This window comes from Dokdonella sp., assembly GCF_041395345.1.
Classification (GTDB): Bacteria; Pseudomonadota; Gammaproteobacteria; order Xanthomonadales; family Rhodanobacteraceae; genus Dokdonella.
In genome coordinates, this window is the sequence record NZ_JAWLAR010000023.1 from 20817 (window position 1) to 47692 (window position 26876).

Sequence of the window (26876 nt, forward strand, 5' to 3'; positions counted from 1 at the left end):
GACGCCGCGCTCCTGCGTCGACTGCAATGAGTTCAGTTCAGCGCGCCACCACAGCTTGAGCCCTGTCCCGCGGTACATCCGAAGCAGTGGCGGGCAACGCCGATCTCCTGTGGCAGCGCGTGGTCGAGCAAGTCGCGCAGGTGCGTGTTCGTCTCGCGGCCGGCCAGTGGCAACTTGAGCATCTGGTTGAAATCGCAGTCGAATACGCTTCCGTCGTAGCCGACACTCAATGTGGACCGACACATGACCGAATCCAGGTTGCTGTCCTGGTGCGCCTCGCGCAGGGTGGCCATGTAGGTCTCGAACTGGCCCTTCGACAGCAGCCAGGATCCGAAGCGCTGGATAGGCATGTTCGCCAGCGCATAGAGGTGATTGAAGCGGATGTCGAAGTTGTCCCCGAGCAACTGGTGATACTGCACCTCGAGCCTGGCTTGATCGGGAGGAAGAAATGCACCATTCGGGTTGTAGACGAGATTGAGCACGAGTCCGCTGCCCGGTTGGGCATAGCCCAGCGCATTGAGTTTCTTCAGCGCCCTGATCGAACTTTCGAAGACGCCATCGCCGCGTTGTTCGTCGACATTTTCCTGGCTGTAGCAGGGCAGCGAGGCGACAGCTTCGACCTTGTTGGCGGCGAGAAACTCGCCTACCCATTCGTAGCCGGGCTCTTCCATGATGGTCGGATTGAGTCGGTCCATCACGTGCAGGCCCTGGCTCCTGGCCTGTTCGACCAGCCAGCGAAAATTCGGGTTCATCTCCGGCGAGCCGCCGGTCATGTCGAGAATCGTGACGCCGAGCTTTCGCCCGACTTCGAGGGCCAGTTCCATCGTCGCGCGATTCATGGTTTCGGTGCGGCGCGGTCCGGCGTTGACATGGCAGTGAATACAACTGAGGTTGCAGCGATAGCCGAGGTTCAATTGCAGCGTCGTCATCGTTCCGCGCCGGATCGAGGGAAAGTCGCTGTGTTCGAGTTTTGGCCAGGTATCACGCATGGTCGGAATCATTCCTTGGACGATCGGACTGGCTGGAACGAGCCAGGGGATTGATCAGCAGGGCGGGCAGCGATTGTGAGTCGGGTTCGCGAAATTCGTGCAAGCCGATCTGCATCGTGGTGTGGCCATCGCGTGGCTGCTCAATGGCGGATTTGAACAGACGATCCCACAGGCTGAGGAAGTTGCCGTAGTTGCTGTCAGTCTCTGCACGATGCACCGAGTGGTGGACGCGGTGCCAGTCCGGCGTGATGATCAACCGTCGCAGGCGGCGATCCCATTCGCTGGGCAGGGCCATGTCTGTGTGCGAGAACAGGGAAAACACGGCAAGCAGTATCTCATAGGCGAGCACAGTCACCGGACCGACACCGAGCAGGGCGATGACGAGAAACTTGTACAGCAGCGAAAGAATGATCTCGAACGGATGAAAACGTAGCCCGAGCGTCACTTCGAACTGGATGTCACTGTGGTGCACCCGATGCAGGCGCCACAACCATGCGAACTGATGCATCCATCGATGCTGCCAGTAGATGGCAAGGTCGAGAGCGAGAATGCACATGATGAATTCGACCGGGGAGGGCAGCTCGAGAAGATTGAACAGGCCGAAGCGGGCGTCGTCGACCACGGCCGCGAAACCCACGGCGGTCAAGGGCAAGATCAGGTAAATCGTCGCCGCAGCTATCAGGGTCAGACCCACGTTGCGCAGGCGACGCCAGCGCGCGCCTGTTTCTGCGCGCCGGGGTAGCCAACGCTGGACCAGGAGCAGGGCCACCAGCACGCCGCCGACCAGAATGAAGCGCAGGATGCCGGCGTTATCGAGTAGCCAACGGGTCATGCGCGTTGCTCCCGCCGGGTGCCCATCTCGGCCAGCAAGCACCCCAGTCGGATTTGTTCCGGTGTGGGTTGCTCCAGTGCATGCAGTTGCGCTCGGACCGGTGCGATATCGGCTGCGACATCGATGTCCCGCAGTGTGGCCAGTTCAAGCCAGTCGCCGCAATCCTTCATCGCGTGCACGAATCCGGTTGCCGTGTCCGCCCGGCTGTACTCGACACCGGTCCAGTTGGCGTGCGGCAGTTCGCGGTTGCCGCCAAACAACCAGAAGCCGCCGTCGTTGGCGCGCCCGATGACGAGCCGATCGGGTGCGGACCGCAGCCAGTCCGCTGCCTGCGACAACTGCGCGGATTCAAGTTGCGGCGCATCGGCGCCGATCAGGATGGCCGCAGCATGGCGCGCCAGCAGGCGGCTATACACGGTAGCCATGCGCAGTCCGAGGCTCCCTTCGCCCTGCTCGACGTGCTCGAGACCCGGCCAGTCGGCGGCCACGCCGGCCGCGGCTTCCGCGGTTGCCCAGTAGCCGACCAGTGCGGATTCCGTACATGCGCGTGCAACCACCGAAGCCACTGCCGTGGCCGATGCCAGGTGCAGGCGTTCGGCCTGGTCACGCCCAATGTCGGGCCACAGCCGACTCTTCACCGGCGAATGCCCGGGCGTTTTCACGAAGATGGCGATAGCGCAACTCATGACGGCTCAATCGAGTCCGGATGCGCATGTCGTCGGGAAAAGCGGCGCGCCTGATCGCGGGTCATGCCGAGGTGTTCGCGCGTCGTACGCCACCAACCCCGCTTGGCGTACTTTCGGGCACTGGTAAAGATCGGTGCAGGGACAGGGAGCAGGGGTATGCCGCGCGTGCGCGCCGACCAGATCAGGTCATGGTCCTCGCCCGCGGCCACTGATTCGTCAAACCCGCCAAGTACATCGAAGATGCGCCGCGGCATCAGCAAGCCCTGGTCACCAAACGGAAGTCCAAGCGCACGACTGCGAAAGTGGGCGCCCCATGCATTCAGGAACATCAGGCGCGGTCCATCGTCGAGAAAGCGCAGGCGAAAATAGCCTATGGCCGCCGCGTCGTCGTCGACAAAGCGCTGCATTGCGCGCAGAGTCGCCGGAATGACCCGCGAATCGGCATGCACGAACCACAGCCATGCAGCGTCCGATCCCCGCGCACCCGCGTTGAGCTGGATTGCGCGCCCGGCCGCACTCCGGTGTATACACAATCCGGCCGGAGGGTTTTCCATGTCGGGGTCATCGTTTCCGGCGAGCACGAGGGCGATCCGGTTCGCATTGGCCTCGGCGAGTTGCGGCAGGAGGCCCCGCCAGGCGTCATCGCCAGGCCCTGCGGGAACAATGATGTCTACGCCAGGAACCATCGCGATCAGCAACAGCTGCCATTCGCCGGCACTGCTGCCGCTGGAACCGGTCCGCAGTCGAACAAACCGTAGTGAACGCGCTTGTCGCCTTGCAGCACGAAGTGTCCGGCAAACCGCGAGCTGGCGAGCATGTCGAAGGTATTGCCGCAGACTCGCATGGGCTTGCCGGTCTCGAAGCGGTGATGGTCATCCAGCACGAAGGCATGTGGCAGGCCCTCGACGTCACCACGATAGGTCGCGATCTGGCCATAGTCCTCGCAACGATCTTCCAGGTCCATCTTGAATGCGCGCATGGTCATGGATCGGAATCCGACCATGCCGATGCGTGCCTCGATCGCGGGGTCGAGCAGCGGTATCGGTGCCTGGCTGACGCAACGCGCATCGGCACATCCGAGTCGCCCAAGCAGTCGCCGGAAGTCCTCCAGGTAGAGGGCGCCGGAAAGACATTCCCCGAGCAGGACGGGATCCGTCCTCAGTTCGGCGGGAATGCGGCGATCGGCGAAAACGTCCGAGAAATACAGCTCGCCGCCCGGCTTCAGGACACGGAAGATTTCGGCGAATACCCTTTCCTTTTCCGGTGAAAGATTGAGCACGCAATTGGATACGACCACATCGATGCTGGCATCGACAATGCCGCATTGGTCCAGTCGCTCGATCGTGCCCTCGACAAATGAGACATTCGATTCGGCATAGCCGTAGCGCTCGGCTTGCCACAGCTGGTGGCGGGCGCCGACCGCCAATTGCTCCGGTGTCATGTCGACACCGATGACGCGACCCTGTTCGCCGACCATGCGCGAGAGCAGGTAGACATCGCGCCCGGTCCCGCAGCCAAGATCGAGTATGGTCATGCCCTTGATCGCTGGCGGCAGCGGTGATCCACAACCATAGAAGCGCTCGGTAATCTCCGGATGGATGTCGGCGAGCATCAGCCGAACCGCCAGCGGCATGGATTCGCTGGGGCAGCAGGCGCCGGTCTTGAGGTCGCCGGAGGACTGCAGAACATCGCCGTAGTAGTGGCGGACTTCTTCATGCGTGCTGGATGGATTCATGTGCTTTCCCGAAGAGTTTCCTGTGCTGCGCCGGTCCTGTCCGGGGGGAAGGGAGCCATGCGCGGAGTCAGGCGAAGTCAATCAGATTTCTGTCCCCGTTGCAGCGCATTGAGTGACCAATCGTATTCGCTGAACCGGATGCGCAGCGAACCGTTCTTCAGCTTCACAGTCATCCCGCTGTCGAGATCGAGCGCATCGCCGTACTGGGCAAGAAAAGCCGTCACACTGCCGGCGCTTGCGGAAAAGTCCTTGGCGTACCAGTCGAATATCCTGGAGACAACGAGCGTATCGCCATCGTTGCCAAGGTGGTTGCGCGTGCGATCGCTCAGGAAACGCCGTGTCTGGTCTTGCAATTGATACTTCAGACTTGCGCCGGTATAGGCTTCGTCGCGCAGGGCCGGGCAGCCGACGGACGCGCAGTTGACCGCAAAATGGATGCGCGGATCCTCGTGATCGTCGGCGCCGCGCAGAAGTTCGTGCTCGATCTCGTCGAGGCTTCTTCGTCGCCCGAGCAATTCCACGAACCGCTTTTTCCACGGTGAGCTGAAAAGCCCGCCCAGTTCGCGAATCGACTCGAGGTCCGGATAGCGGGTCAGCACGAGTTGGACCGTGGCCGCATTGTAGGCATTGATCAGCAAGGCCTCGCGATCATCGCGAGCCCAGCGCTCGAATGCGCCAGGCTCGATACGGGAGAGTTCCTCCAGGTAGTTCGACAAGGCGCCGGCATCGCGAGCAAAACCCGCATAGTCGACGCGGCTCGCCGTGCCCTCGGCATTCCAGCGGACATGCCTTGCGACAAGCTCATTCCAGATGCCGTGGACGCCGGCATCGGCGGCGTTCACAGCGCCTGATGTGGCCGCGAAGAGCAGGCCGGTGATCGCGATCAGCCAGCGCACCGGTCAGCCCCGGCGCCAGGCAAAGAAGCGCAGCGCAAGACGCAGCAGGCCTTGCGGCGCGTTGGCGCGCTTCCAGGCGCCAGCGGCGTACTTGCTGGCCTCGCTCATGGTCGGATAGATGTGGATCGTTCCGAGCAGCTTGTTCAGGCCCAGGCCGTGCTTCATCGCCAGCACGAACTCTGCGAGCAGATCGCCGGCATGATCGCCGACGATGGTGGCGCCGAGGATCGTGTCCTTGCCCGGAGGCGTCAGCACCTTGACGAAACCGTGGTCGGATGAATCAGCGATGGCGCGGTCAAGATCGTCGAGGCCGTACTTCGTTACCTCGACTTCGATGTCCTGCTCCCTGGCTTCGCTTTCCGAGAGGCCGACGCGGGCCACCTCCGGGTCGGTGAAGGTGGCCCATGGGATCACGCGATAGTCGGCCTTGAAACTCCAGAATGGGGAGAGCAGTGCGTTGACCGAGGCGTACCAGGCCTGGTGCGAAGCGACATGGGTGAACTGGTACGGACCAGCGACGTCGCCGGCCACAAGAATGTTCGGATAGTTGGTACGCATCAGGGCATCGGCCTGTACGGTGCCCTTTTTCCCGATCACGACACCAAGCTCCTCCAGACCGAATCCCTTGACGTTGGGCTTGCGCCCGAGCGCGAGCAAGAGACGATCGAAATCGAAGACGACTTCCTTTCCATCCTGTCGGCAGAACAGCCTGCCGCCGTTGCCGACGGGCTCGACGCGGACGGCCTCGCATCCGGTTTCGACACGGATGCCTTCCTCGGCAAATTGCTGCTCGACAAGAATGGAGGCGTCGGCATCTTCTCTGGGCAGCAGATGCCGGCCTTTCTGCACCTGGACGACTTCGCTGCCGAGCCGCGCGAAAGCCTGCGACAGCTCGCAGCCGATCGGACCGCCGCCAATCACGACCAGGCGCTTCGGAAGCTCGCGGATCTCCCAAAGTGTATCCGAGGTTCGGAAGTCGACGCGCTCGAGGCCATCTAGCTCCGGCACGTGCGCCTGGGCGCCGGTCGCAATGATCAGGCTGCGTGCCGTCAGTCGCTTGCCATCGACCTCCACTTCCCAGGGCGAAACGATGCGTGCGTCGCCGCGGATCACCTCGACGCCAAGTTCGGTGTAGCGCTCGACCGAATCGTGCGGCGCCACCTTGCCGATAACGTCATGCACGCGTTGCATGACGTCGGCGAATTCGACTTCGGCGGCCATCTTCGCAATGCCATAGCGCTGCGAATTGCGCGCCTCGGCAAGCAGTCGGGCACTGCGCAGCAGCGCCTTGGAAGGCACGCAGCCAGTGTTCAGGCAATCGCCACCCATGCGGTGGCGCTCGATCAGGGCCACCTTGGCCTTGACCGCGGCGGCAATGTAGGAAGACACCAGACCCGCGGATCCGGCACCGATCACGATCAGGTTGAAATCAAACGTGCGTGGGCGCCGGTAATTCGCGTAGACACGGCGTGCGCTGATCCAGCGTGTCAGCCAGCGCATCAGCAGCGGCAGGATCCCCAGCAGGACGAAGGCACCGATCAGGCCGGGCGAGAGAATATCGGAGAGACTTTCGATCTGCGCCAGCTGGGTGCCGGCGTACACGTAGGCTATCGTGCCCGGCAGCATGCCGGCCTGGCTGACCAGGTAGAACACGCGAGTCTTGAGCGAGGTCAGTCCGGCCAGGACATTGACCAGAAAAAAGGGCACTGCAGGTACCAGGCGCAGGGTGAACAGGTAGTAGGCACCATCGCGTTCGATGCCCTCGTCGAATGATTTGAGACGCTTGCCATATTTGCTGCGCAGGCTGTCGCGAAGGACGAAACGCGAGACCAGGAAGGCCAGTGTCGCGCCTATCGAACTGGCGAACGAAATCAGGACCGTACCTTCAAGCAGGCCAAACAGCGCCCCCCCGGCCAGGGTCATGATCGCGGCTCCCGGCAGGGACAGACCGGTGACCAGAACGTAGGCAAGGAAGAAGCTGCCAAGCGCTATCCAGTGATGGGCGGCAACCCAGGCGGCCAGTGAATCCTGGCGGGCCTTGAGACCCTGCAGGCTCAGTTCGGCGAGCAGTCCGCTGCGCCATAGCGCGAATGCGGCCAGGGCGAGCACGACGACGACGGTCCAGCGAACCCAGGATCGTGACACGGCATATCCTCGAAATGGCGGGGAAACATGCGCTCCCCTGACGATCTACTAGAACGGTGCGGAGCCTGATTCCATTCACTCGGCCCGAAACCCGGCTTTTCCAGGGCAGGACCAATGCAGCAGACAAGCCGCAGCCTGGCTCAGCCTGACGCGTACTGGAACGGCAATCAACCGAATCCTTGCATGCAGAGTCCGCGGCGGCATCTTCATCGAGTTTCTCCGATGCACGGGCGAATCACGGGGCGATGCTGGTTGCGGTGGCTGCGATTCCGTATCCGGGCGCGGCGATCCGTGGCTGTCCGCCATGTATCATGCACGGGTATGCCTGTCCGGTGCGTCGCGGTCCCTGAGACCGGCGTAGGCGAGGTTGGCGTGGTTGAACCGAATTTTCGATCTAGAGGAGCGATGCAATGGCAAGGGGCGTCAACAAGGTGATCCTGGTGGGCAATCTCGGAGCGGACCCTGAGGTCAAGTACACCGCTGGCGGCATGGCGATCGGCACGCTCAGCGTCGCAACCTCCGAGTCGTGGAAAGACAAGCAGACCGGCGAGCAGCAGGAACGCACCGAATGGCACCGGGTCAAGCTCTTCGGTCGTCTGGCCGAAATCGCGGGCGAGTACCTCAAGAAGGGGCGCCAGGTCTACATCGAGGGTTCGATTCGTACCGACAAGTACACTGACAAGGAAGGCGTACAGCGTTACAGCACCGACATCATCGGCAGCGAGATGCAAATGCTCGGTGGTGGAAATGAAGCGGGTGGCGGCGGTGGCGGCGGCAACTTCAGTCGCGAGCGTGGTGCGCCGCGCGGTCCTCAGTCCGCACCTGCCCAGCGCCAGGCAGAAGCGCCAGCCAGGAACGACAATTTCGAGGATGACGATATTCCGTTCTAGGCGTGCCAGTCATTGATCGGAGAAACGCGAAAAGGGCGGCCGCATTGCGACCGCCCTTTTTCGCTGCCAGGTATTGCGTTCAGCCCGGCAACTTGCGCGAAAGATAATAGGCGACCAGGTTGCCGACACCGGTTGCGCCAAGCAATACGGCGAATACGCCGGGGGTGACGTCACGCCAGGCAAACGCCTCCATGAGCCCGAAGCCGAAGGCAAGGGCGATCAGGACCGCACCCCAGCGCAGGGTGGATTGGCGGCGGCGTAGCTCGTCGGCTTCGACGATGGACTGGATCAGCTCCTGCGAGACATTTGAGGCGACCAGCTGCTTGCGGACGCGCGCATCGACGACCGCCTTGATGGCGTAGGTGATGCAGATGAAGAGGACAATCGGGATGAAGAGTTCGAGTTCCATCGTGGTAGCTGCCTTTTGAGGGGTAATCGGGGTGCAGGAGAGGAGATACGGCCGGGGCCGTCCCGGTTGCAATCGATGAACTTGCAACCATTGCCCTTTGGGGCGTATCAAAGTCCAGGTGAGCAGCGAACCGACCACCCTTGAGCAGGACCAGGCCCTGGTCGATGCCGTATTGAACGGCGACCCCGGTGCGTTCGAACGTCTGGTGCGTTTGTACGAGAAGCTCTGCTGGCATGTCGTCCATCGCATGGTCAAGCACCCCCAGGATGCCCAGGATCTGTGCCAGGAGGCGTTCTTGCGCGTGTACCGCTATCTGCATCAGTACCGCAACGAAAGTGCCCTCAAGTCCTGGGTTGCGCAGGTGGCCTACTCGGTCGCCAAGCGTCACCTGGAGCGCAAGCGCATCCCGATAGCCGAGCCGTCGGCGGAAGCGGACGCAGAATCTCCGCTGGATCGGGTCAGTGACGATTTCGATCTGGAGGCTGCCTGCATCGAAGGACAATCGGCGAGAAAGCTGCACGAGGCCATCGATTGCCTGCCGCCCCTGCAACGAACGGTCTTGACCCTGTACCACCTCGAAGAAATGCCGATTGCAGAGATTGCATCCATAACCGGACTCGCTGAGGGCACCATCAAGAGCCATCTGTTTCGCAGCCGCAAACAGTTGCGCGATACACTGTGTGATCGAATAGGAGTAGCCGCATGATTCCCGACGAACGCGAATGGCAAGCGCAGGAAAGGGCCATGCAATGTGAGCGTGCGGGTCTCGAGATCCCCGCGTCCGATACATTGGGCACGGCCTATCTGGCTGTCGCCCAGGCATTGAACCAGGCGCCGGAGCCGTTGCTGCCGGCCGACTTTGCCGCGCGCGTGGCCGCACTGGCTGCGTCCGGAAGGCAAGCCACCGAAATAGAGTCAAGACTGGAACGTTTCCTGCTGCTTGGCTTGTCGGCCGCATTCGGCGTCTGCGCGCTGGCTGCCGTCGTGATCTACGGCAGCAACTGGCTCGGCAACTCCTTCAGCATGCTGGCCCAGGTGGGCACGCTGAATCTGGCCTGGCCGATGGCGTTGGCCGCCTGCCTGGGGGTCTCCTGGTTCTCGGAGGCCGTGCGCAGACGAATGACGGATGAGCCAGCGCATCCCGTCTGATCCCCGGTTTCGGATCAGCCGACTGCTCCATTTCGCCGGGCTGCCGGCATCACTCAGGTCGGGCTGATAATCCGTGCGGCGCGAGCAGCCCTCGCGTGTTCCTTGTTCGGGCGCGACAGCGCCGCCGCTGCGGCGTATCATTTGCGTCCGCCACTGTTGGCAACGGATGATCGGTCGACGAGCAAGGCTCGCAGGCCAGGTACGGTCCGCCAATCCCGAACTGTCGACTGCAATGCCGCGAAAACGGCCCACCAACATTCTGACCTGATCCCTGCCATGCGCACGCATGGCGGAATGCGAGCGCATGATGACTGAAATCGAGACCAGCAGCCGTTCGACCACGCCACTGCAGAGCCATCTGGCCCGGGTGACGGACATGTTGAATCGGCACCGTCTGGTCGAGAATCTGGTCCATCGTGAAGGCGGTGCACATCAGGACGTCGTCGACAGCCTCGTGCACCGGCAGAACCTCGCCGAATTGCAGCGCGAGATCGACAAACTGCACCCGGCCGACGTGGCCCACATCCTCGACGCCTTGCCACCCGAGGATCGCCTCAGCGTCTGGCATCTGGTCAAGGCGGATCGTGACGGCGAAATCCTGCTGGAAGTCTCCGATGCGGTGCGCGAGTCGCTGCTTGCGGACATGGACGGTCCGGAAATCCTCGCCGCTGCCGAGCAGCTGGATGCCGATGAGCTTGCGGATCTGGCCGAGGATCTGCCCGACGACGTCGTGCATGAGCTCATGCAGCGACTTGATGCTCCCGAGCGCGAACAGCTGCGCTCGGCCATGTCCTACGAGGACGATCAGGTCGGCGCGATCATGGATTTCGAGATGATCACGATTCGAGAGGACGTCACCCTCGAAGTCGTGCTGCGCTATCTGCGTTTCCTCAAGGAAATTCCCGAACAGACCGACAAGTTGTTCGTGGTCAACAGCGACAACCTGCTGACCGGTGTGCTGCCGCTGAAGTGGCTGTTGGTGAATGACCCGGCGCGCGAAGTCAGCGAGCTCATGGCGGTGGACGCGAATACCTTCCACCCGGACGAGGATGTCGTCGATGCAGCAGAGGCGTTCGAGCGCTACGACCTGATCTCGGCACCCGTGGTCGACGTTGATGGCCGCCTGATCGGGCGATTGACCATCGACGCCATGGTCGACGTCATCCGCGAGGAAAGCGATGCGGAAACCCTGAGTCGCGGCGGCCTGCGCGAGGACGAGGACATCTTTGCGTCAGTCTGGAAATCATTGCGCAATCGCTGGACCTGGCTGGCGATCAACCTGGTTACCGCCTTTGTCGCTTCGCGTGTGATCGGACTCTTCGAAGGATCCATCGAGAAGCTGGTTGCGCTTGCGGCCCTGATGCCGATCGTCGCCGGAATCGGCGGCAACTCCGGCAATCAGACCATCACCATGATCGTGCGTGCGCTTGCGCTGGGTCAGGTCAGCCCGGCGAATGCCAAGCGCTTGCTACGCAAGGAAGTCGGCGTGGCCGTGCTCAATGGACTTATCTGGGGTGGCGTGATCGGAATCGTGGCCTGGCTGCTCTACGGAAATGCCGCGCTCGGCGCGGTCATGACCGCAGCGATGACCCTGAACCTGCTGCTGGCCGCGCTCATGGGAGTTCTGATCCCGATGACCCTGATCCGCTACGATCGCGATCCGGCCATGGGTGCCAGCGTATTGATTACCGCACTGACCGACAGTGGCGGATTCTTCATCTTCCTTGGCCTGGCGACCCTCTTCCTGATCTGATTGCCCTCCCATCCCTCCGACCGCGGAGAAGTTCGAATGGCTAGGCTACTCATGTCATGCAGCGCAGGGATCTTCCTTCTGCTCGGCACCCTTCATCTCGTCTATACCTTTATTGGACCGAAATTGCTGCCACGCGACCTTTCCTTGCGCGCAAGCATGCAGGCCGTATCACCGGTCATTACCGGAGAGACGACCATGTGGAAGGCGTGGGTTGGATTCAACGCCAGCCACAGCATGGGCGCAATGCTGTTTGGACTGATTTACGGCTATCTCGCCTGGAGCCATGGCGAACTGCTGTTCGGGTCGGTTTTCCTGCTCGCTCTGGGCTTCGCCATGCTCGCCGGATTTCTGGTGCTGGGCTGGCTTTACTGGTTCCGGATTCCGCTTGCAGGCATCACCCTGGCTCTGGCCTGCTACTGTGCAAGCATCCTGATACATCGATTCTGAATCGGCCCGGCCATGCCGTTGAGCTGCCAGCTGCAATGCGGACTGCGGGGAATACGCAAGCGGGCAGGGATGGGAAGTCCGAATGCGTTGCGCAAGCGGATTCAAATCTGCCGCAAGTGAAGCGTGGCGTGATGATGTCTGCCGTACATCCCGCTGCGGGAGGCAGGAAAATCGGCTGGGGGCGAAACCTTGCCCCCAGCCTTGAATGATCAGGCTGCGGCGTCTTTCAACTTCTTCAGCGGACGCACTTTGACCTTGGTGGAAGCCGGCTTGGCGGCGAACCACTGCTCTTCCTTCGTGAACGGGTTGATGCCCTTGCGCTTCGGCTTGGCCGGAACCTTGACCGAGGTGATCTTGAGCAGGCCGGGAAGGGTGAATTCACCCACGCCCTTCTTGCTCAACGAGCCGGCGATGGTCGCTTCGAGGTGTGCAAGAACGGCACGGACATCCTTGGCGGCGAGTTCGGTAGCTGCGGCGATGTGCGCAACCAGGCCGGACTTGCTCATCGCTTCCTTGATCGGCTTCGGTGCAGCTGCCGGGGCGGAAGCTTTTTTCGGTGCGGCTTTCTTTGCTGGTTTCTTGGTCATTTGATTTCTTTCTGTTGAGGTGTAAAGGGTGCCATCGAGTAGCAAGTCGGAATGTAGTGCATGCCGGACCCGCCGCCAAGCACTTTACAGCAGGTTTAGACGTGTTTCACCGCGTTTTTTTGCGGTTCGGACCGGAACTCGGCTGTCCGCACGCGTCAAGTGCCGGGTTGTCTGCCATTCCGGCTGACCCGTCTCGCGCCTGCCGGAACGGCAGTATTCATTGCAGCGAGCGATTCAGGCTGCGAAATCGTGCGGGCGTGGTTCCGTTTTCGATGCGGAAGGCACGAGTGAAGTTGGCCGTGTCCGCATACCCCAGTTGCAGGGCGATACGGGTGATGCTGAGGTCGCTTTCGATCAGCATGCGTCGAGCCCTGGCCTGGCGGACAATGGTTCCAAGCTGGCGAAAACTGGTGCCTTCGGCGTCAAGCCGCCGGTTCATCGTGCGTGTGGAAACATGCAGCATGGTGGCGAGTTCCTGCTGACGCGGCTGATGACCGCTGGCCTTTTCAAGCATCAGCCTGACCCAGTCGCCGAGCGATCCCCGGACGGTCATGCGTGCCATGGCTTCATCGCAGCGCTGGCGCGCGATCCTCAATGCCGAGCGATCGGCGAGGGCCAGTGGACGCGCTGTGACCTGTTCGGAAATGAGCATTTGGAGTGTCATTCCCGGCGCGTCGAAATGCACGCGTGCCGGTGCGAGCCAGCGCCGGATACCCGGACCCATCGTCAGTTCAGAGGGCAGGTGAACCTCATAGGCGGGTACGTGTCCCGAGAGCAGAAAGCGAAGTTCTTCGTGGAACGCTGTCGCAATCGTGTCGACATGAAAGCGCAGGCAAGACAGACTCATCGCGACAACGGGTTCAAGAATGATGCGAATCCCATGCTGTTCCCGGGCCAGACTCAGCCTGAAGGCCGGTGTTATCAGGCGCCAGTATCGGGCCGCAATCTGCAAGGCGTCCCCCAGGGTGGCCGAGGTCATCAACGCGTAGCCGAGGTACTCATGACTGCTGGGTTTGATCAGGCGGCCCAGTTGCATGCCGAGGTCATCGCGGCCGCTCATGCGCTCGGCGCGCTTGAGCAAGGCATCAACCTGATCCGGGCTGAGCATCGTCTCCGCATCGTCCAGCGTTTCGAGATCCAGGCCGATCGGTTCCAGCAGCTCGCTTGCCGGAAGGTCGGGCCCATGGATCATGTGCACCAGCAGGGCGTAGTAGCGTGCGGGCAGGAAAGCACGGGTTCGGGCAGAGGAGGGCATCGGGAACGGTCGCAAGCGTGGCTGGAATTGACAATAGCATGGCTGGAAATGACCAGACAGGATGTCGGATTGCAGAGAAAATGCCGCTGCCGAATCTTCGCGGAGTCAAATGATGACCGAACTCGCTGCCCGTCCCGGCTGGGTTGACCGGCGCCGCTATTGGTGGCCGATCAGTCTGGTGGTTCCCTCGCTGGCCCTGATTGCGTTCGGGCTGGTTGAACTCAGCGGTTTAGCCTGGTTCTGGTGGACGGGGCCCGTTGTCATCTATGGCGTGGTGCCGCTGCTCGACTGGTGGGTCGGCAGCGATGCCGGCAATCCTCCGGAAACCGCCATCGAACGGCTGGAGGGTGATCCGTACTATCGCGGTGTTCTGCTGGCGACCTTTCCGCTGCAGATGATGGGCACGGTCATTGGTGTCTGGGTAGCGACGACGGCAGAGCTGAATGCACTGCAATGGCTGGGTCTGGCGATCACGGTTGGTATCGTCAGCGGTGGAGGCATCAATACCGCACACGAGTGGGGCCACAAGCGCGGATGGTTTGCTGACCTGATGTCCAAGCTCAGTCTGGCGCCAGCGGCCTATGGTCACTTTCATGTCGAGCACAACCGCGGCCATCACAAGAACGTGGCGACGCCGGAGGATCCCGCCAGTGCGCGACTGGGCGAAACGTTCTGGCAGTTTCTGCCGCGAACCATGATCGGAAGCCTGCGTTCGGCATGGCGAATAGAAAAAGCCAGACTGGCACTTCAGGGCAAGTCGGCGATCAGCCTGCACAACGACATCCTGCAGGCGTGGTTGATGACTCTTGTGCTGTATTCCGCGCTGGTTGCCGTATTCGGCTGGGCCGCGCTGCCGTTTCTTGTGGTGCAGGCGTTCTACGGGGCTGCCCTGCTCGAAGCTGTCAACTACATCGAGCACTACGGACTGTTGCGACGCAAGGACGACACGGGTCGATACGTGCGTTGCGCGCCCGAGCATTCCTGGAACGCCAACCAGATCGTCAGCAATCTGATGCTGTACCAGTTGCAGCGTCATTCAGACCATCACGCGAACCCGCGCCGCGCCTATCAGACCTTGCGCCACTTCGACGACAGCCCGCAGCTTCCGGTCGGCTATGCCGCCCTGATCCCCGTGGTTCATTTCCCGCGTATCTGGTTTGCTGTCATGGATCATCGTGTGCTGGATCACTACAAGGGAGATATCCGGCGCGCCAATGTCCAGCCGGGCTGAAGACGGGTCTCGAGAAGGCTGACGAGATCAACCATCCGACTACGAAATACGCAGAGCAGTGTGCGTCAAGGGTCGGCGCCTTGGCCTAGGGCAAGGCGAGCACCGTGGTACGGCCGTCGGTCGCAGAAAGCCAGTCACCCGAATTCTGCCCGGTTGCAGACACGCCTGCCGGACATGGGGGTGCATGCAAGACCTGACGGCCTCAGCCGGGACTCATGAATCCGAGATCCGGAGTAGAGAATCGACCGATATTCGGGAATACCGTGGACATGTCGCTCGGCGGCACGCCGTACCAGCGGGCAATGGTTGCCGCATACTGGTCAACCGAAGTGGTTGGAATGATCTGGCCCCAATCCGCATCGTCGGGGCCGCCGACGGTCAGGTTGGGGGGTGTCCCATAGATGCGCCGGCCGTTGACCGCACCACCCATGATCAGGTGGTGGCTGCCCCAGCCGTGGTCGGTGCCGTCGCCATTGACGCTGGTCGTGCGGCCGAATTCCGATGCCGTGAACGTCGTGACCGAATCATCCAGGGACATCTCGACCGTTGCCGCATGGAAAGCGGCAAGCGCGCCATCCAGATCGGCGAGCCGATCGGCCTGATCGGCGAGCTGGTTGTCATGGGTGTCGAACCCGCCCAGCCCGACGAAGAAGATCTGTCGCTGCATGTCGAGCGAGGATCGCACGTTGATCAGTCGCGCGATCATGCGCAGCTGGCGACCCAGGTGCGTATTCGGGAAGGATGTCGCAAGCGGCGTCTCGCCATCCAGTGCCTCGTTGATCATCACCTCGTTGTTCATCGAGCGGCGCATGACCGTTGCATACTGGCGCTGCAGGGCATTGCCATGCGGGGCATCGCGCAAGGCGAGAAAGGCGGCCCTGCGCTCCGGTTGCCAGTCTTCAACGAAGGCAACGCCCTCGGCACCGTTCTGACCCACGAAATACGGAACCACTTCGTCTCCGGCCTGGAAGACATTTTCGCCATCGATGGAGATGTTCATCGAAAGCTGCTGGTTGTTGTTTGTTTCGAAGAACATGTCGGCAAGTCGTCCGCCCCAGCCACGGCGATCCTGCGCGTCGGCCGCAGGCCGTTGCCAGACGACGGTCTGATCGCTGTGCGAGAACAGCTGTGCCGGCACCGGCACCGAGCCGGCCTGGTACTCGGGCTTGGTGATCGGGTAGAGCAACGGGCCGACATTGGCCGCTATCGCGAGGGGAGACTGGGTCTGGTTGAACAGGTCGCGCAGCAGCGGCATCGATGGCGACAGGCCGTAGGTTCCGCCACCGACGGGCGGCACGCTCGGATTCAGCGACAGAAGTTCCGCCTGGGGCAGAGCCAGGGCGCCGCGCGCCGCGGCATAGTCGTTGTAAAGCGCGGTACTGGTCGGAACCAGCATGTTGAACGCGTCGTTGCCGCCGTACAGGTATACGCAGACCAGGGCGCGATAGTCGGTGCCGAGCAGGCGGCGACCGGACATCGCCGCAGCGTGGGCAATCGACAGTTTGCCGGCGAAGCTCGTGAACAGTGCCGAAGATGCGGTTGCGCACAGGGCGCGCTGGATAAAGTCACGTCGTTTCATGGCATCACCGTTCGATTGCGTATTCGGGGGAGCTCTGGATCAGCCAGACCGCGTCCTGGACGCGCTGACGCCGCCCCGTGCTGGTATTGGGCAACGTCTGCAGGTGAGTCACGAGCGTGTCGAACATGAAGTCCGACATGGTCCTGCTCATGAACAGCAGGTCGTAGCGATCGACCAGCTGCACCGGATCTGCGGCAATCGCGAGCTCCGTCCCGAGGTCGACGACGATATCCTCGCTGGTCTGACCGTTGTGGCCACGCCAATCGTAGAAAATCTTGTAACCGAGGCCATTGGAGACACTGGCAATCGACGTGTCCGTGGTGATCTGGAACTCTGGTGCGGACAGCCCCAGCGAGGACAACTCGCCAGGAGGGCTGTAGTCGGGAAGGAAGAAGTTGAACACGGTTGGCGAACGCAGGGCCGCCTGGGCCAGGTAGTAATCGCTGTACCACTCGCGATAGCGCCCATCGTCGGCGCGGCCATCCAATGCACGCCATAGGTGGCTCAGCTTGAGCAGGGGCTCACGCATCTTGCCGCCGTTGCTGGCCAGGCTCGGCAGCGTGCGCGCTTCGGTATCCATCAACAATGCCCTCACCGTGGCGCCAAGATCACCGCGTACGCCCATGCCGTTGTTGGAGAAGACGGCGGCCACGCGACCGACGTAGGCCGGTGAAGGGTTGCTGGTGACCATTCGCTTGATCAGGTGGCGGGCAATGAACGGCGCAACGTTCGGGTGATTGAAGATGTTGTTGAGCGCCGCCTGCAGGTCACTGTCGGCGGTGCCGCCCGCAGGCAGGACGCCGCCGGGCAGGGTTGACCCGGAATAGGCGAGCAACTGCTTGCTTTCTTCGGAGGCGTGGTAACTCTCCCATGGCTCCATCGGGACCATCCACCAGGCATCCCAGCCCGGATTGGGCCAGTCCACGGGTCCGGAAGGGCAATATTCCCATTCCCACCATTGACCGCCATCGGTACGCGGACAATTGGCCCAGTTCCAGCCCGTAAATACATGGGCGAAGCCCCTGATCGTGTCCTGGTCGTAGGCAGGTATCGGCTGACCTCCGGAGGTTTGCACGGTGCCGTCCGGATTCAGCCGCACCAGGCCCACCGAGAACAATTGCATGATCTCGCGCGCGTAGTTTTCATCCGGGCGGATGTTGAGGTCGGTATCCGGCTTGCGGTTCTTGAACATCGACAGGTAGTGACCCATGACCGGGCTCAGGGTCACCTGTTCGAGCAGGGTCCGGTAGTTGCCGAATGCGCCATCGACCAGCAGGTCGTAGTAGTTGGCCATCGCGACTGGATAGCCTTCGATCGCACCATTCTGATCGGAAATGACCAGCAGTTCGCTGAGTGCGAAGGCGACGCGCTGGCGCAACTGGTCCGGCGCGGTTATGCCATGCTGCCACCAGATCTCCTGGCGGATGTTCTGGTAGACGTCTTCACCGCTAGTGGCGACCGCTTCGAGATAGGGGCGGTGGCGCGAGGCGGGGAGACTTGCCTGTTCGGACAGCCAGGCGTTATAGCCGATATCGCGCAGGCGTGAAATTTCCTCGAGGCTCGGGCCAAAGGTGGCCTGGGTGAGGAAACGTGCCGCGTCGGCATCGGTGTAGGGGCCTTCTGCGCGATGCTCGAACCCCGCGTCGAAGACGTGATCACCAGCCCAGACTTGCGGCAACTGGCCGAGTAGGATCAGAGACAATGCAACCCGCAAGAATGAAATCTTCATGTCAGCCCCTCGTCCGCTCCGCCGCATCCCGGAACGGCACAGTATCGGCATTGACCGTGCAGCGATGTGAGGCCAGTCACAGCATGGCTCACACTGCGCGATCACTGTGCAAGTTCCGGATATTGCCAATAGTGCTGTTTGTGGTGCTGCAGTCTGCTGCGACTTCGGCTCTTGCCCTCAACAACTGCCTGGACAATGATTTCGCGGACAGGCGGGGCGAGGCTGTCGTCCAGATCGCCAATGACGATCCCACCAACATGTTCCGCTATCGGCCGCGCTGCGTAACCATCAGCGAAGGCACGCTGGTCGAGTTCCGCGCAGTGCCGAATTTCGGGATGCACCCCTTGTTCGGCGGCACGGTGTCGGGGGGAGTGGCTACCATCGATCCTGCCAGTCCGATTGGCCCCTTCACCAGCGGTACCCTGGGCGAAGCCATGCTAGTGGCAGCGGGCGAATACCCCTATTTCTGCGACTTCCATTTCGCATCGGGCATGATGGGATCCATCCGTGTGGTGCCGGAACTGTTTGCCGACGGATTCGACTGAGGCCGGTCACCGATTCAGCGGGGGCCTGAAAATGGAAGTCGCTGAATAGCCGGCATGCTGGCTATAGAAAAGGCCTTCGACACCAAAGCAGCGCGCCAATTGCGGCGTTGGCGGGACCTTCGGGATACCCGGGAAAGCGACGCTTCGGATCGGATGACCCAAAGGGTTTGTGGGCTCCTGGAGTGTGGCAGGTGCCCGGCGCGGCGTTCCGGTTAGAGTATTGGTCTCAGGCTCAGCCATGGTCGGTCACCGTTTGAAGCGCAAAAAGTCCAGCAAGTCCAGCAAGTCCGGTGCGCCGGGAATGGGAAAATCCGATTGGCGCCAGCGTCTGCAGGGACTGGATCCTGCGGCTCAGCGAATGCTGCAAGCAGCTGCGGCAGGCATCGAAAGCCGCAACTTCACGGAGGCTGGTCGCGCCATGGTGGGTGTGCTGGCCCTGGCGCCGCGGCATCCCGAAGTCTTGCGCATGCAAGGGGTGCTCAGTCATCTCCAGGGACGCTATGCCGAGGCCGAGCGCGCGCTTCGCGCTGCCCTGGTCGAAAATCCGGATGACCCGCTGATCCACAACAATCTGGGCAGCACCCTGCGCGCGTCAGGCGATGTCCAGGCCGCCGTGGCCAGTTTCAGGCAAGCAACCGTGCTCGATCCCGGTCTTGCCGCAGCCTGGTTCAACCTCGGCAAGACCTGCAAGGCACATGCCGATCTTGATGAGGCGCGTGTTGCACTTGAAAGGGCGGTCGAACTCTCGCCAGAGCACGCGCCAGCCAGAATCGTGCTGGGCGATACGCGCAAGGCCACCGGCGACATTGACGGCGCTGCGGCTTCGTTCCGGGAGGCGATTCGCCTGAATCCGAGGTCAGGCAATGCATGGTATTCACTGGCCAATCTGAAGACGGTTCGATTCTCTGCCGAGGAATTGGCTCGCATGACCCACACACTCTCCCTGCCTGATCTGAACGAGGACGATCGGATTGCACTGGGATTTGCCCGCGTCAAGGCGCTTGAGGATGCGGGTCGGCACGAGGACGCTTTTGCCGGTCTTGTACTGGCCAATGCGCGCAAGCGCAGACAACTGAGCTGGGATGCCGCTGCGTTTTCGGCCAAGGTTGATGCACTGCTGTCCGCGTTTCCCGTTGGAGTCTCCGCCGCAAGCAGGAGCGACAACGGCAAGGAAGTCATCTTTGTCGTCAGTCTTCCGCGCTCGGGTTCGACACTGGTGGAGCAGATTCTGGCTGCCCATCCGCAGGTCGAGGGGGCCAGTGAGCTCCCGGACCTGCCCAACGTGATCGAAGGGGAATCCAGGCGCAGGGGAGTCGCGTTTCCCGACTGGGTGGTCGATGCGAGTCCGCAAGATTGGACAAGACTGGGTGAGTCCTATCTTGAATCGACCCGCCGTTGGCGTACTGAGCGTCCCCTGTCCACCGACAAGGGCCTGTTCAACTGGCAATACGTGGGGGCGGCCCTCGCGATGTTGCCGTCGGCAAGAGTCGTCATATGCCGCCGAGACCCGCTCGAGACGTGCCTTTCCTGCTTCCATCAGCTGTTCGCACGCGGTCAGGAATACAGCTACAGGATGGATGAACTGGCTGCCTACTGGTCCGATTTCGATCGACTGAGCCGTCACTGGAGCGAACGCTACCCGGGGCAGGTCCACGAGGTGATACACGAAGAATTGTTGGCCGAGCCACGAGAAGCAACTTCGCGACTGCTCGCGTTCTGTGGATTGCCGTTCGATGAGGCTTGCCTGAGATTTCATGAATCGACGCGCAGCGTACGCACGGCGAGCGCTGCCCAGGTCCGTCAGCCTTTGCGTCAAACCACGGCTCGTGCCGCGAAGTACGGGCAGGCATTGGCGCCCCTTCGAGACGCCTTGAGCGCCTGTCGACAGGCCTGAAGTCCCGCAAATCCTTGCCTGTGCTTATTGCGCGCCGCATCACACTTTGCTACGTTTCGGTTTGGTTGCGCCAGCGACTTCAGATCCGCCCCGCCTGATTGGGGTCGGCGGAGCGTATTCAACTACTTTTGGGGATAGAAATGATCAATCGTAAAAACCTGCTCGCCAGCGGTGTGGCTGCGGCCGTCTTCGCCATGTCCAGCGCGGGTATTGCAGCGCCGGTTGCAAGCAATCCAGGATCGGCAGTTCAGCCCAATTTCCCAGCTCCGAATGGCGGATCGGTGGTGCTGTACGACCAGACCGACAACGCGGCAGGCAACGGCTTTCCGGTCCAGAATTTCGAAGCCAGCTATGATGCTTATGACTCCGAAGGCGCGGATGATTTCGTGGTGCCGGCCGGCGGCTGGACCATCGATACGGTGAACATCGTCTCCACGGTTGGCACGCCACTGGCGACGACCGCCACGGTCAACATCTACCCGGACGCCGGCGGTTTGCCGGCCGCAGCACCCGCCTGCAGCTCTCCCGGAGCTGCTGCAAACGTGACCGCAACGAATACGACCATTACCTTGAATGCGCCTTGCGCCATCGGTGCAGGTACCTACTGGGTAGCCGTACAGGTTGACGTCAACTTTGCAACGAACGGGCAGATCTTCTGGTCGAATCGTACAACTCAGACTGGCAATGAGGCCGTCTGGTCCAATCCGGGTGACGGTTTCGGCTCGGGCTGCACGACATTCACACCGGTTCTTACCTGTGGCGTGGGTGGCGGCACGAACCCTGACCAGTTGTTCCAGATCGTCGGCACGGTGGGTGGTGGCGGAACGCCGCTGGCTCCGGCTCGCGAACTGCCGACCCTCGGACAGTGGAGCATGCTGCTCGGTGCATTTGGCCTGGCCATGCTCGGCATGTTCGGCCTGCGTCGCCGCTCGCGTCGCTGATACTCATTTGCTGCATCGCTGCATCGACCGGGGGCCCTCAGGGCCCCCGGTTTTTTTGGCCTGGGCGCTAGCACTGTTCAAGTGGCATCCTGCGCAAGCTTCGGAGGGTAGCCGGGAATTCCGACGGGCGCGGGTATTCACGCAGGGGCCCGGCAATCCATCGACCCGCAGTGTGCCAGTTGTCCGTGCGGCGCTGGGATCAGCCACACTCGCCAGGCCAGGCTGGCCACTTTCCCGTATCGGTCAGGCGTCTGGCAAGTCGAGGTGCAGACGTGTTTGAAATTGCCGTCATTTTCCTTGTGTTGACTGCCCTGCTGGCCTATGTGAACCATCGTTTGGTCGGCCTTCCGACGACGATTGGCGTCATGGCGATTGCCCTGATCCTTTCGCTGGCGCTGATCGGCCTCGACAAGCTTGGCTTCAGCGAGTTGCACGATCTCGAAGTCTCCTTGCTGGCATCCATCGATTTTTCCGACGTGCTCATGGAGGGCATGCTGTCCGTGCTGCTGTTTGCCGGCGCGATGCATGTCGATCTGAGCGAGTTGCGTACCTATCGCTGGCAGGTGGGATCGCTGGCGGTCCTCGGCACCCTGGCTTCCACGATGATCGTGGGAGGTTGCGTCTGGGTCTTCCTGCCGATGACCGGGATCGAGTTGCCGTTCATGTATTGCCTGGTGTTCGGTGCGCTCATTTCACCGACTGACCCGATAGCGGTGCTGGGCATCCTCAAGTCTGCCGGTGCGCCAAAGAACCTGGAGCTCGTGATCTCCGGAGAATCCCTGTTCAACGACGGTGTCGGCGTGGTTGTATTTTCGATCCTGCTCGGCGCCATTGCTCTGGGTCAGACACCTACGGCCGCCGAGGCAGGCACCTTGCTGCTCCATGAGGCCGGGGGTGGCATCGCTTTCGGGTTGATGCTGGGGTATGTCACGTTTCGTTTGCTCAAGAGCATCGACAGCTACAAGGAAGAGGTGCTGCTGACTCTGGCGGCCGTACTCGGTGGCTATCTGCTGGCCACGCACTTGCATGTTTCCGGCCCGCTGGCGATGGTCGTCGCCGGTCTGGTCATTGGAAACCACGGTCGCGCCCGTGCCATGTCCGACAAGACCCGCCAGCACCTCGACATGTTCTGGGAGCTGCTCGATGAAATCCTCAACTCGGTGTTGTTTGTGCTGATCGGTATGGAAGCGCTGGTCATCCCCTATTCTCCGAATCTGGCGGTCGCTGCGCTCGGCACGGTCCTGATAACCCTGCTTGCCCGCTTGCTGGCTGTCGGCGCGCCGGTGGCCGCCCTGGGGCGCGTTTTCGCCCTGCCTCGCGGCTCATGGCAGGTGCTGACCTGGGGAGGGTTGCGCGGTGGCATTTCCGTCGCCCTGGCGCTGTCGTTGCCGCATGGTTCCGAGCGCAACGTCGTGCTGGCCATGACCTACGCCGTCGTGGTCTTCTCGATACTCGGGCAGGGACTGTCGATCGGCAGGGTCGTACGTCGTGCCATGCACGCACCGGATTGAATCGGCGCGCAGTGGTTTCAGACATTCCGGCAGGCGCCGCCTGACCGATTGATTCTCTATTGAAACAGGTGGCTTTCAGAAAGCCCGCCAGCCGCACCGCGAATCTTGCCAAGGCCACCCGCCTTCACTTCGCCTCGCAGCACGACTGGCAGACCTTCTGAATGCCATGACGATTGCGCCACTTGTTCAGCGTTGCCCTAGACGTCCAGCGAAGCGAGATCGCCTTTTTCCTCGAGCCAGCTCTTGCGATCGGCAGCACGCTTCTTCGAGAGCAGCATGTCCATGATCTTTCGCGTGCTGTCATCGGTGCTGTCGATACCCTCGATCGTCAGCTGGACCAGCCGGCGCGTATCCGGATTGATGGTTGATTCGCGAAGCTGACTGGGATTCATTTCGCCGAGGCCCTTGAAGCGGGTCACGTTGACCGTGCCGCGAATCTTTTCGCGTTCGATGCGATCAAGAATCGCATCTCGCTCGGACTCGTCCAGGCAATAGAACATCTGCTTGCCGACATCGACACGAAACAGCGGCGGCATGGCCACGAAGACGTGCCCTTCGCGTACCAGCGCCGGGAAATGCCTGAGGAACAGGGCTGAAAGCAGCGTGGCGATATGCAGGCCGTCAGAGTCGGCATCGGCAAGAATGCAGATCTTGCCGTAGCGCAAGCCGGTGATGTCGTTCTTGCCCGGATCGCAGCCGATGGCGACGGCGAGATCGTGCACCTCCTGCGAAGCGAGCACGCTGCCAGACTCCACCTCCCAGGTATTCAGGATCTTGCCGCGCAAGGGCAGGATGGCCTGGAAATCCTTGTCGCGCGCCTGCCGCGCCGAGCCGCCGGCGGAATCGCCCTCGACGAGGAAGAGCTCGGTGCGCGAGAGATCGCTGGAAGCGCAATCGGCCAGCTTGCCGGGCAGGGCCGGTCCCTGGGTGATCTTCTTGCGCACGATCTGCTTTTCGGCCTTGAGGCGCAGGGCGGCGCGCTCGATCGCGAGCTGCGCGATCCTTTCTCCAATCTCCACATGCTGGTTCAGATAGAGCGAGAAGCCGTCATGCGCAGCGCCCTGCACGAGCCCTGCGGCATCGCGTGAGGACAGGCGCTCCTTGGTCTGGCCGGAGAACTGCGGCTCCTGCATGCGCAGCGAAAGAACGAAACAGAGTCGATCCCAGACATCTTCCGGGGCCAGCTTGACGCCGCGGGGCAGCAGGTTGCGGAAGTCACAGAACTCGCGCAGCGCTTCGGTCAGTCCGGTACGCAATCCGTTGACATGGGTACCCCCCTGCGCGGTGGGTATCAGGTTGACATAGCTCTCCTGGGTCAACTCGCCCTCCGGCATCCAGGCGATGACAAAATCAACCGCGCTTTTTTCGCGTTGCTGCGAACCGATGAACAGCTCCGCCGGGAGGCGTTCGGCATCTCCAATCATCGAGCGCAGGTAGTCGCGCAAGCCGTCTTCGTAGTGCCACGTGGTTTCCTCGCCGCTGGCTTCGTCGGTCAAGCCAACAGTCAGACCTGCGCAAAGCACGGCCTTGGCGCGCAGTACATGCTTGAGTTTGCCGAGCAGGATCTTCGGCGAGTCGAAATACCTGGGATCCGGCCAGAAGCGCAGGGTTGTTCCAGTCTGCTTCCTGGCGACGCTGCCGACCACCTCCAGTGGCGTGGCCCGGAAGCCATCCTTGAAATCCATCCGATGAATCTGGCCTTCGCGACGGATCAGGACCTCGACGCGCGTGGAAAGCGCGTTCACCACGGACACGCCGACACCGTGCAGTCCACCGGAATACTGGTAGTTCTTGTTGGAAAACTTGCCGCCGGCATGCAGCCGGGTCAGGATCAGTTCGATTCCCGGTATGCCTTCTTCGGGATGGATGTCGACCGGCATGCCGCGACCGTCGTCGCTGACCGAGACCGAGCCGTCGGCGTGGACGACCACCTGGATCGATTTGGCATGGCCGGCCAGCGCCTCGTCCACCGAATTGTCGACGACTTCCTGAACAAGATGATTCGGTCGCGTCGTGTCGGTGTACATGCCGGGACGACGCTTGACCGGGTCCAGCCCCGAAAGTACTTCGATATCTGCGGCGTTGTAGCGACTGCTCATTGAATTGGGAGATTGGAAAGGTGACCGCGCATGGTGGCGGGAACCATCAGAACTGGCAAGAGTCGCCCGGCTGCGGCAAGCGAACGCGCGCCTGGCGGGAATAGCGAGAAGCGGCGGCGTGCAGGTCACTCGCTTCGCCGGAGCGCCTTGCCGCCTTCATGCAGCCTGCCTGCCGCTTGCCATCGACAGCCGGCCGCCTCTCGCAGCCACCGACTTTAGCCGGTAGAATACGGTTTTCCTGCGGATGGCTTTCCATGACCCCCTTGATTTTCGTGACCGGTGGCGTGGTGTCCTCGCTTGGCAAGGGCATTGCTGCCGCGTCTCTGGCGGCCATCCTTGAAGCGCGCGGCCTGCGCGTGACCATGATGAAGCTGGACCCCTACATCAATGTCGATCCGGGCACGATGAGCCCATTCCAGCATGGCGAGGTCTACGTCACCGACGACGGTGCGGAAACCGACCTCGATCTGGGTCACTACGAACGCTTCATGCGCACCCGCCTGACCGGCAAGAACTCGATTACCACGGGCAAGATCTACGAAAGCGTTATCGCCAAGGAGCGTCGCGGCGACTATCTCGGCGCCACCGTTCAGGTGATTCCGCATATCACCGACGAGATCAAGCACCGAATCTACGAAGCCACCAGTGGCTACGACGTTGCCCTGGTCGAGATCGGGGGAACCGTGGGCGATATCGAATCTCTGCCCTTCCTCGAGGCGATTCGCCAGATACGCATCGAGCACGGCCCGGAAATGTCGATGTTCATGCATCTGACTCTGGTGCCGTACATCAAGGCGGCTGGCGAGATCAAGACCAAGCCGACCCAGCATTCGGTCAAGGAGTTGCGTTCGATCGGCATCCAGGCCGACGTGCTGCTGTGCCGCTGCGAGCAGCCGTTGCCGCAATCGGACCGGCGCAAGATCGCCCTGTTTACCAACGTTCCGGAAAAGGCGGTCATCAGCGCGGTCGATGTCGACATCATCTATCGCCTTCCGCTATGGCTGCACCAGCAAGGCCTCGACGACATCGTTCTCGACCGGCTCAACTTCAAGGCCAAGCCGGCCGATCTCGGCGAATGGAAAGCTGCGGTCGAGGCGATCGAGCATCCCAAGGATGAAGTCAGCATCGCCATCGTCGGCAAGTACGTCGAGCACAAGGATGCCTACAAGTCGCTCGGCGAGGCACTCCGGCACGGCGGCCTCAAGCAGCACACGCGGGTCAACCTGCGCTGGGTCGAATCCGAGGAAGTCGAACGCCGCGGCGGTGATGCGCTCAGGGATGTCGATGGCATCCTGGTTCCGGGCGGATTCGGCAAGCGCGGTTTCGAGGGCAAGATCGGGGCGGCGAAATTCGCCCGTGAGAATCGCGTGCCGTATTTCGGCATCTGCTATGGCATGCACGCTGCGGTAGTGGAATTCGCGCGAAACGTGGCCGGGCTCGAGGGCGCGAATTCCAGCGAGAACGATCGCGCCTGCAAGGACCCGGTCATCGCCCTGATCACCGAGTGGACGACCAGTTCGGGTGACGTCGAAAAGCGCGACGAGAGTTCGGACCTCGGCGGCACGATGCGTCTC

At 61.8% G+C, this 26876-nt stretch carries 24 protein-coding genes; 11 read left to right on the top strand and 13 right to left on the bottom strand.

Annotation, left to right across the window (positions count from 1 at the left end; translation table 11 throughout):
* Positions 1-32: 32 nt before the first annotated feature.
* From arsS to R3F00_RS17000, 7 genes are all read right to left on the bottom strand, one after another.
* Positions 33-989 carry an arsenosugar biosynthesis radical SAM (seleno)protein ArsS gene (arsS, locus tag R3F00_RS16970; RefSeq protein WP_371282913.1) on the bottom strand — a complete coding sequence of 319 codons (957 nt, stop codon included), beginning with the start codon at positions 987-989 and terminating at the stop codon, positions 33-35.
* The gene (locus R3F00_RS16975; RefSeq protein WP_371282914.1) at positions 982-1821 is read right to left on the bottom strand and encodes a sterol desaturase family protein; all 840 of its coding nucleotides are present in this window, start codon (positions 1819-1821) and stop codon (positions 982-984) included. The genes arsS and R3F00_RS16975 overlap by 8 nt, the downstream gene beginning before the upstream one ends.
* Complete coding sequence (locus R3F00_RS16980) at positions 1818-2507, bottom strand: DUF2064 domain-containing protein (RefSeq protein WP_371282915.1); 690 nt, start codon at positions 2505-2507, stop codon at positions 1818-1820. Before R3F00_RS16980 ends, R3F00_RS16975 begins: the two co-directional genes overlap by 4 nt.
* Positions 2504-3205, bottom strand: coding sequence for a glycosyl transferase family 2 (locus R3F00_RS16985; RefSeq protein ID WP_371282916.1), 702 nt, complete (start codon positions 3203-3205; stop codon positions 2504-2506). Before R3F00_RS16985 ends, R3F00_RS16980 begins: the two co-directional genes overlap by 4 nt.
* On the bottom strand, positions 3199-4242 hold the full coding sequence (locus R3F00_RS16990) for a methyltransferase domain-containing protein (protein WP_371282917.1): 1044 nt from the start codon (positions 4240-4242) through the stop codon (positions 3199-3201). The genes R3F00_RS16985 and R3F00_RS16990 overlap by 7 nt, the downstream gene beginning before the upstream one ends.
* A 77-nt stretch (positions 4243-4319) precedes the next feature.
* Positions 4320-5138, bottom strand: coding sequence for a DUF547 domain-containing protein (locus R3F00_RS16995; RefSeq protein WP_371282918.1), 819 nt, complete (start codon positions 5136-5138; stop codon positions 4320-4322).
* A 3-nt stretch (positions 5139-5141) separates the two neighbouring features.
* Complete coding sequence (locus tag R3F00_RS17000) at positions 5142-7283, bottom strand: FAD-dependent oxidoreductase (RefSeq protein WP_371282919.1); 2142 nt, start codon at positions 7281-7283, stop codon at positions 5142-5144.
* A 410-nt stretch (positions 7284-7693) separates the two neighbouring features.
* Here R3F00_RS17000 and ssb point away from each other — a divergent pair, with 410 nt between their 5' ends.
* Entirely contained in the window at positions 7694-8173 is a 480-nt protein-coding gene (ssb, locus tag R3F00_RS17005) for a single-stranded DNA-binding protein (RefSeq protein WP_371282920.1), read from the top strand.
* Between the two features lie 79 nt (positions 8174-8252).
* On the opposite strand, the gene R3F00_RS17010 is transcribed toward ssb, so the two are convergent.
* A complete protein-coding gene (locus R3F00_RS17010; RefSeq protein ID WP_371282921.1) occupies positions 8253-8582 on the bottom strand; it encodes a DUF6249 domain-containing protein in 330 nt (109 codons plus the stop codon).
* 118 nt (positions 8583-8700) lie between these two features.
* On the opposite strand from R3F00_RS17010, the gene R3F00_RS17015 reads away from it, so the two are divergent.
* The 4 genes from R3F00_RS17015 (at position 8701) to R3F00_RS17030 (ending at position 11931) form a co-directional block, all read left to right on the top strand.
* Positions 8701-9288, top strand: a complete 588-nt coding sequence (locus R3F00_RS17015) for an RNA polymerase sigma factor (RefSeq protein WP_371282922.1) — start codon at positions 8701-8703, stop codon at positions 9286-9288.
* Positions 9285-9731: a hypothetical protein gene (locus R3F00_RS17020; RefSeq protein WP_371282923.1), complete on the top strand. Its 447-nt coding sequence runs from the start codon at positions 9285-9287 to the stop codon at positions 9729-9731. The genes R3F00_RS17015 and R3F00_RS17020 overlap by 4 nt, the downstream gene beginning before the upstream one ends.
* A 304-nt stretch (positions 9732-10035) precedes the next feature.
* Complete coding sequence (mgtE, locus tag R3F00_RS17025) at positions 10036-11484, top strand: magnesium transporter (protein ID WP_371282924.1); 1449 nt, start codon at positions 10036-10038, stop codon at positions 11482-11484.
* Between the two features lie 36 nt (positions 11485-11520).
* Entirely contained in the window at positions 11521-11931 is a 411-nt protein-coding gene (locus tag R3F00_RS17030; RefSeq protein ID WP_371282925.1) for a hypothetical protein, read from the top strand.
* A gap of 209 nt (positions 11932-12140) precedes the next feature.
* Here the strand turns inward: R3F00_RS17030 and R3F00_RS17035 are convergent, their stop codons facing one another.
* Positions 12141-12518 carry an HU family DNA-binding protein gene (locus R3F00_RS17035; RefSeq protein ID WP_371282926.1) on the bottom strand — a complete coding sequence of 126 codons (378 nt, stop codon included), beginning with the start codon at positions 12516-12518 and terminating at the stop codon, positions 12141-12143.
* Positions 12519-12735: 217 nt separating this feature from the next.
* On the bottom strand, positions 12736-13773 hold the full coding sequence (locus tag R3F00_RS17040) for an AraC family transcriptional regulator ligand-binding domain-containing protein (RefSeq protein WP_371282927.1): 1038 nt from the start codon (positions 13771-13773) through the stop codon (positions 12736-12738).
* A gap of 112 nt (positions 13774-13885) precedes the next feature.
* Here R3F00_RS17040 and R3F00_RS17045 point away from each other — a divergent pair, with 112 nt between their 5' ends.
* On the top strand, positions 13886-15004 hold the full coding sequence (locus R3F00_RS17045; protein WP_371282928.1) for an alkane 1-monooxygenase: 1119 nt from the start codon (positions 13886-13888) through the stop codon (positions 15002-15004).
* A gap of 202 nt (positions 15005-15206) precedes the next feature.
* On the opposite strand, the gene R3F00_RS17050 is transcribed toward R3F00_RS17045, so the two are convergent.
* Both R3F00_RS17050 and R3F00_RS17055 read right to left on the bottom strand, forming a co-directional pair.
* Positions 15207-16583 (bottom strand): DUF1501 domain-containing protein, encoded by a 1377-nt coding sequence (locus R3F00_RS17050; RefSeq protein ID WP_371282929.1) that lies wholly within the window; start codon positions 16581-16583, stop codon positions 15207-15209.
* Between the two features lie 4 nt (positions 16584-16587).
* Positions 16588-18312 (bottom strand): DUF1800 family protein, encoded by a 1725-nt coding sequence (locus R3F00_RS17055; RefSeq protein ID WP_371282930.1) that lies wholly within the window; start codon positions 18310-18312, stop codon positions 16588-16590.
* Between the two features lie 131 nt (positions 18313-18443).
* Here R3F00_RS17055 and R3F00_RS17060 point away from each other — a divergent pair, with 131 nt between their 5' ends.
* The 4 genes from R3F00_RS17060 to R3F00_RS17075 all read left to right on the top strand — a co-directional run bounded on the left by R3F00_RS17060 (position 18444) and on the right by R3F00_RS17075 (position 23203).
* A complete protein-coding gene (locus R3F00_RS17060; protein WP_371282931.1) occupies positions 18444-18857 on the top strand; it encodes a hypothetical protein in 414 nt (137 codons plus the stop codon).
* A gap of 301 nt (positions 18858-19158) precedes the next feature.
* Positions 19159-20751: a sulfotransferase gene (locus tag R3F00_RS17065; protein ID WP_371282932.1), complete on the top strand. Its 1593-nt coding sequence runs from the start codon at positions 19159-19161 to the stop codon at positions 20749-20751.
* Positions 20752-20891: 140 nt separating this feature from the next.
* Positions 20892-21692: a hypothetical protein gene (locus tag R3F00_RS17070; RefSeq protein WP_371282933.1), complete on the top strand. Its 801-nt coding sequence runs from the start codon at positions 20892-20894 to the stop codon at positions 21690-21692.
* Between the two features lie 272 nt (positions 21693-21964).
* Positions 21965-23203, top strand: a complete 1239-nt coding sequence (locus R3F00_RS17075) for a cation:proton antiporter (RefSeq protein WP_371282934.1) — start codon at positions 21965-21967, stop codon at positions 23201-23203.
* Between the two features lie 197 nt (positions 23204-23400).
* Here the strand turns inward: R3F00_RS17075 and parE are convergent, their stop codons facing one another.
* On the bottom strand, positions 23401-25302 hold the full coding sequence (gene parE / locus R3F00_RS17080) for a DNA topoisomerase IV subunit B (protein ID WP_371282935.1): 1902 nt from the start codon (positions 25300-25302) through the stop codon (positions 23401-23403).
* A 254-nt stretch (positions 25303-25556) separates the two neighbouring features.
* Here parE and R3F00_RS17085 point away from each other — a divergent pair.
* Positions 25557-26876: CTP synthase (locus tag R3F00_RS17085; protein WP_371282936.1), on the top strand; the 1320-nt coding region annotated here is incomplete at its 3' end.

Bases quoted from the DNA above. Each gene is read 5' to 3' on its own strand.
- arsS (WP_371282913.1), bottom strand. From the start codon at position 989: ATGCGTGATACCTGGCCAAAACTCGAACACAGCGACTTTCCCTCGATC.
- R3F00_RS16975 (WP_371282914.1), bottom strand. From the start codon at position 1,821: ATGACCCGTTGGCTACTCGATAACGCCGGCATCCTGCGCTTCATTCTG.
- R3F00_RS16980 (WP_371282915.1), bottom strand. From the start codon at position 2,507: ATGAGTTGCGCTATCGCCATCTTCGTGAAAACGCCCGGGCATTCGCCG.
- R3F00_RS16990 (WP_371282917.1), bottom strand. From the start codon at position 4,242: ATGAATCCATCCAGCACGCATGAAGAAGTCCGCCACTACTACGGCGAT.
- ssb (WP_371282920.1), top strand. From the start codon at position 7,694: ATGGCAAGGGGCGTCAACAAGGTGATCCTGGTGGGCAATCTCGGAGCG.
- R3F00_RS17010 (WP_371282921.1), bottom strand. From the start codon at position 8,582: ATGGAACTCGAACTCTTCATCCCGATTGTCCTCTTCATCTGCATCACC.
- R3F00_RS17020 (WP_371282923.1), top strand. From the start codon at position 9,285: ATGATTCCCGACGAACGCGAATGGCAAGCGCAGGAAAGGGCCATGCAA.
- mgtE (WP_371282924.1), top strand. From the start codon at position 10,036: ATGATGACTGAAATCGAGACCAGCAGCCGTTCGACCACGCCACTGCAG.
- R3F00_RS17030 (WP_371282925.1), top strand. From the start codon at position 11,521: ATGGCTAGGCTACTCATGTCATGCAGCGCAGGGATCTTCCTTCTGCTC.
- R3F00_RS17035 (WP_371282926.1), bottom strand. From the start codon at position 12,518: ATGACCAAGAAACCAGCAAAGAAAGCCGCACCGAAAAAAGCTTCCGCC.
- R3F00_RS17040 (WP_371282927.1), bottom strand. From the start codon at position 13,773: ATGCCCTCCTCTGCCCGAACCCGTGCTTTCCTGCCCGCACGCTACTAC.
- R3F00_RS17045 (WP_371282928.1), top strand. From the start codon at position 13,886: ATGACCGAACTCGCTGCCCGTCCCGGCTGGGTTGACCGGCGCCGCTAT.
- R3F00_RS17050 (WP_371282929.1), bottom strand. From the start codon at position 16,583: ATGAAACGACGTGACTTTATCCAGCGCGCCCTGTGCGCAACCGCATCT.
- R3F00_RS17055 (WP_371282930.1), bottom strand. From the start codon at position 18,312: ATGAAGATTTCATTCTTGCGGGTTGCATTGTCTCTGATCCTACTCGGC.
- R3F00_RS17065 (WP_371282932.1), top strand. From the start codon at position 19,159: ATGGGAAAATCCGATTGGCGCCAGCGTCTGCAGGGACTGGATCCTGCG.
- R3F00_RS17070 (WP_371282933.1), top strand. From the start codon at position 20,892: ATGATCAATCGTAAAAACCTGCTCGCCAGCGGTGTGGCTGCGGCCGTC.
- parE (WP_371282935.1), bottom strand. From the start codon at position 25,302: ATGAGCAGTCGCTACAACGCCGCAGATATCGAAGTACTTTCGGGGCTG.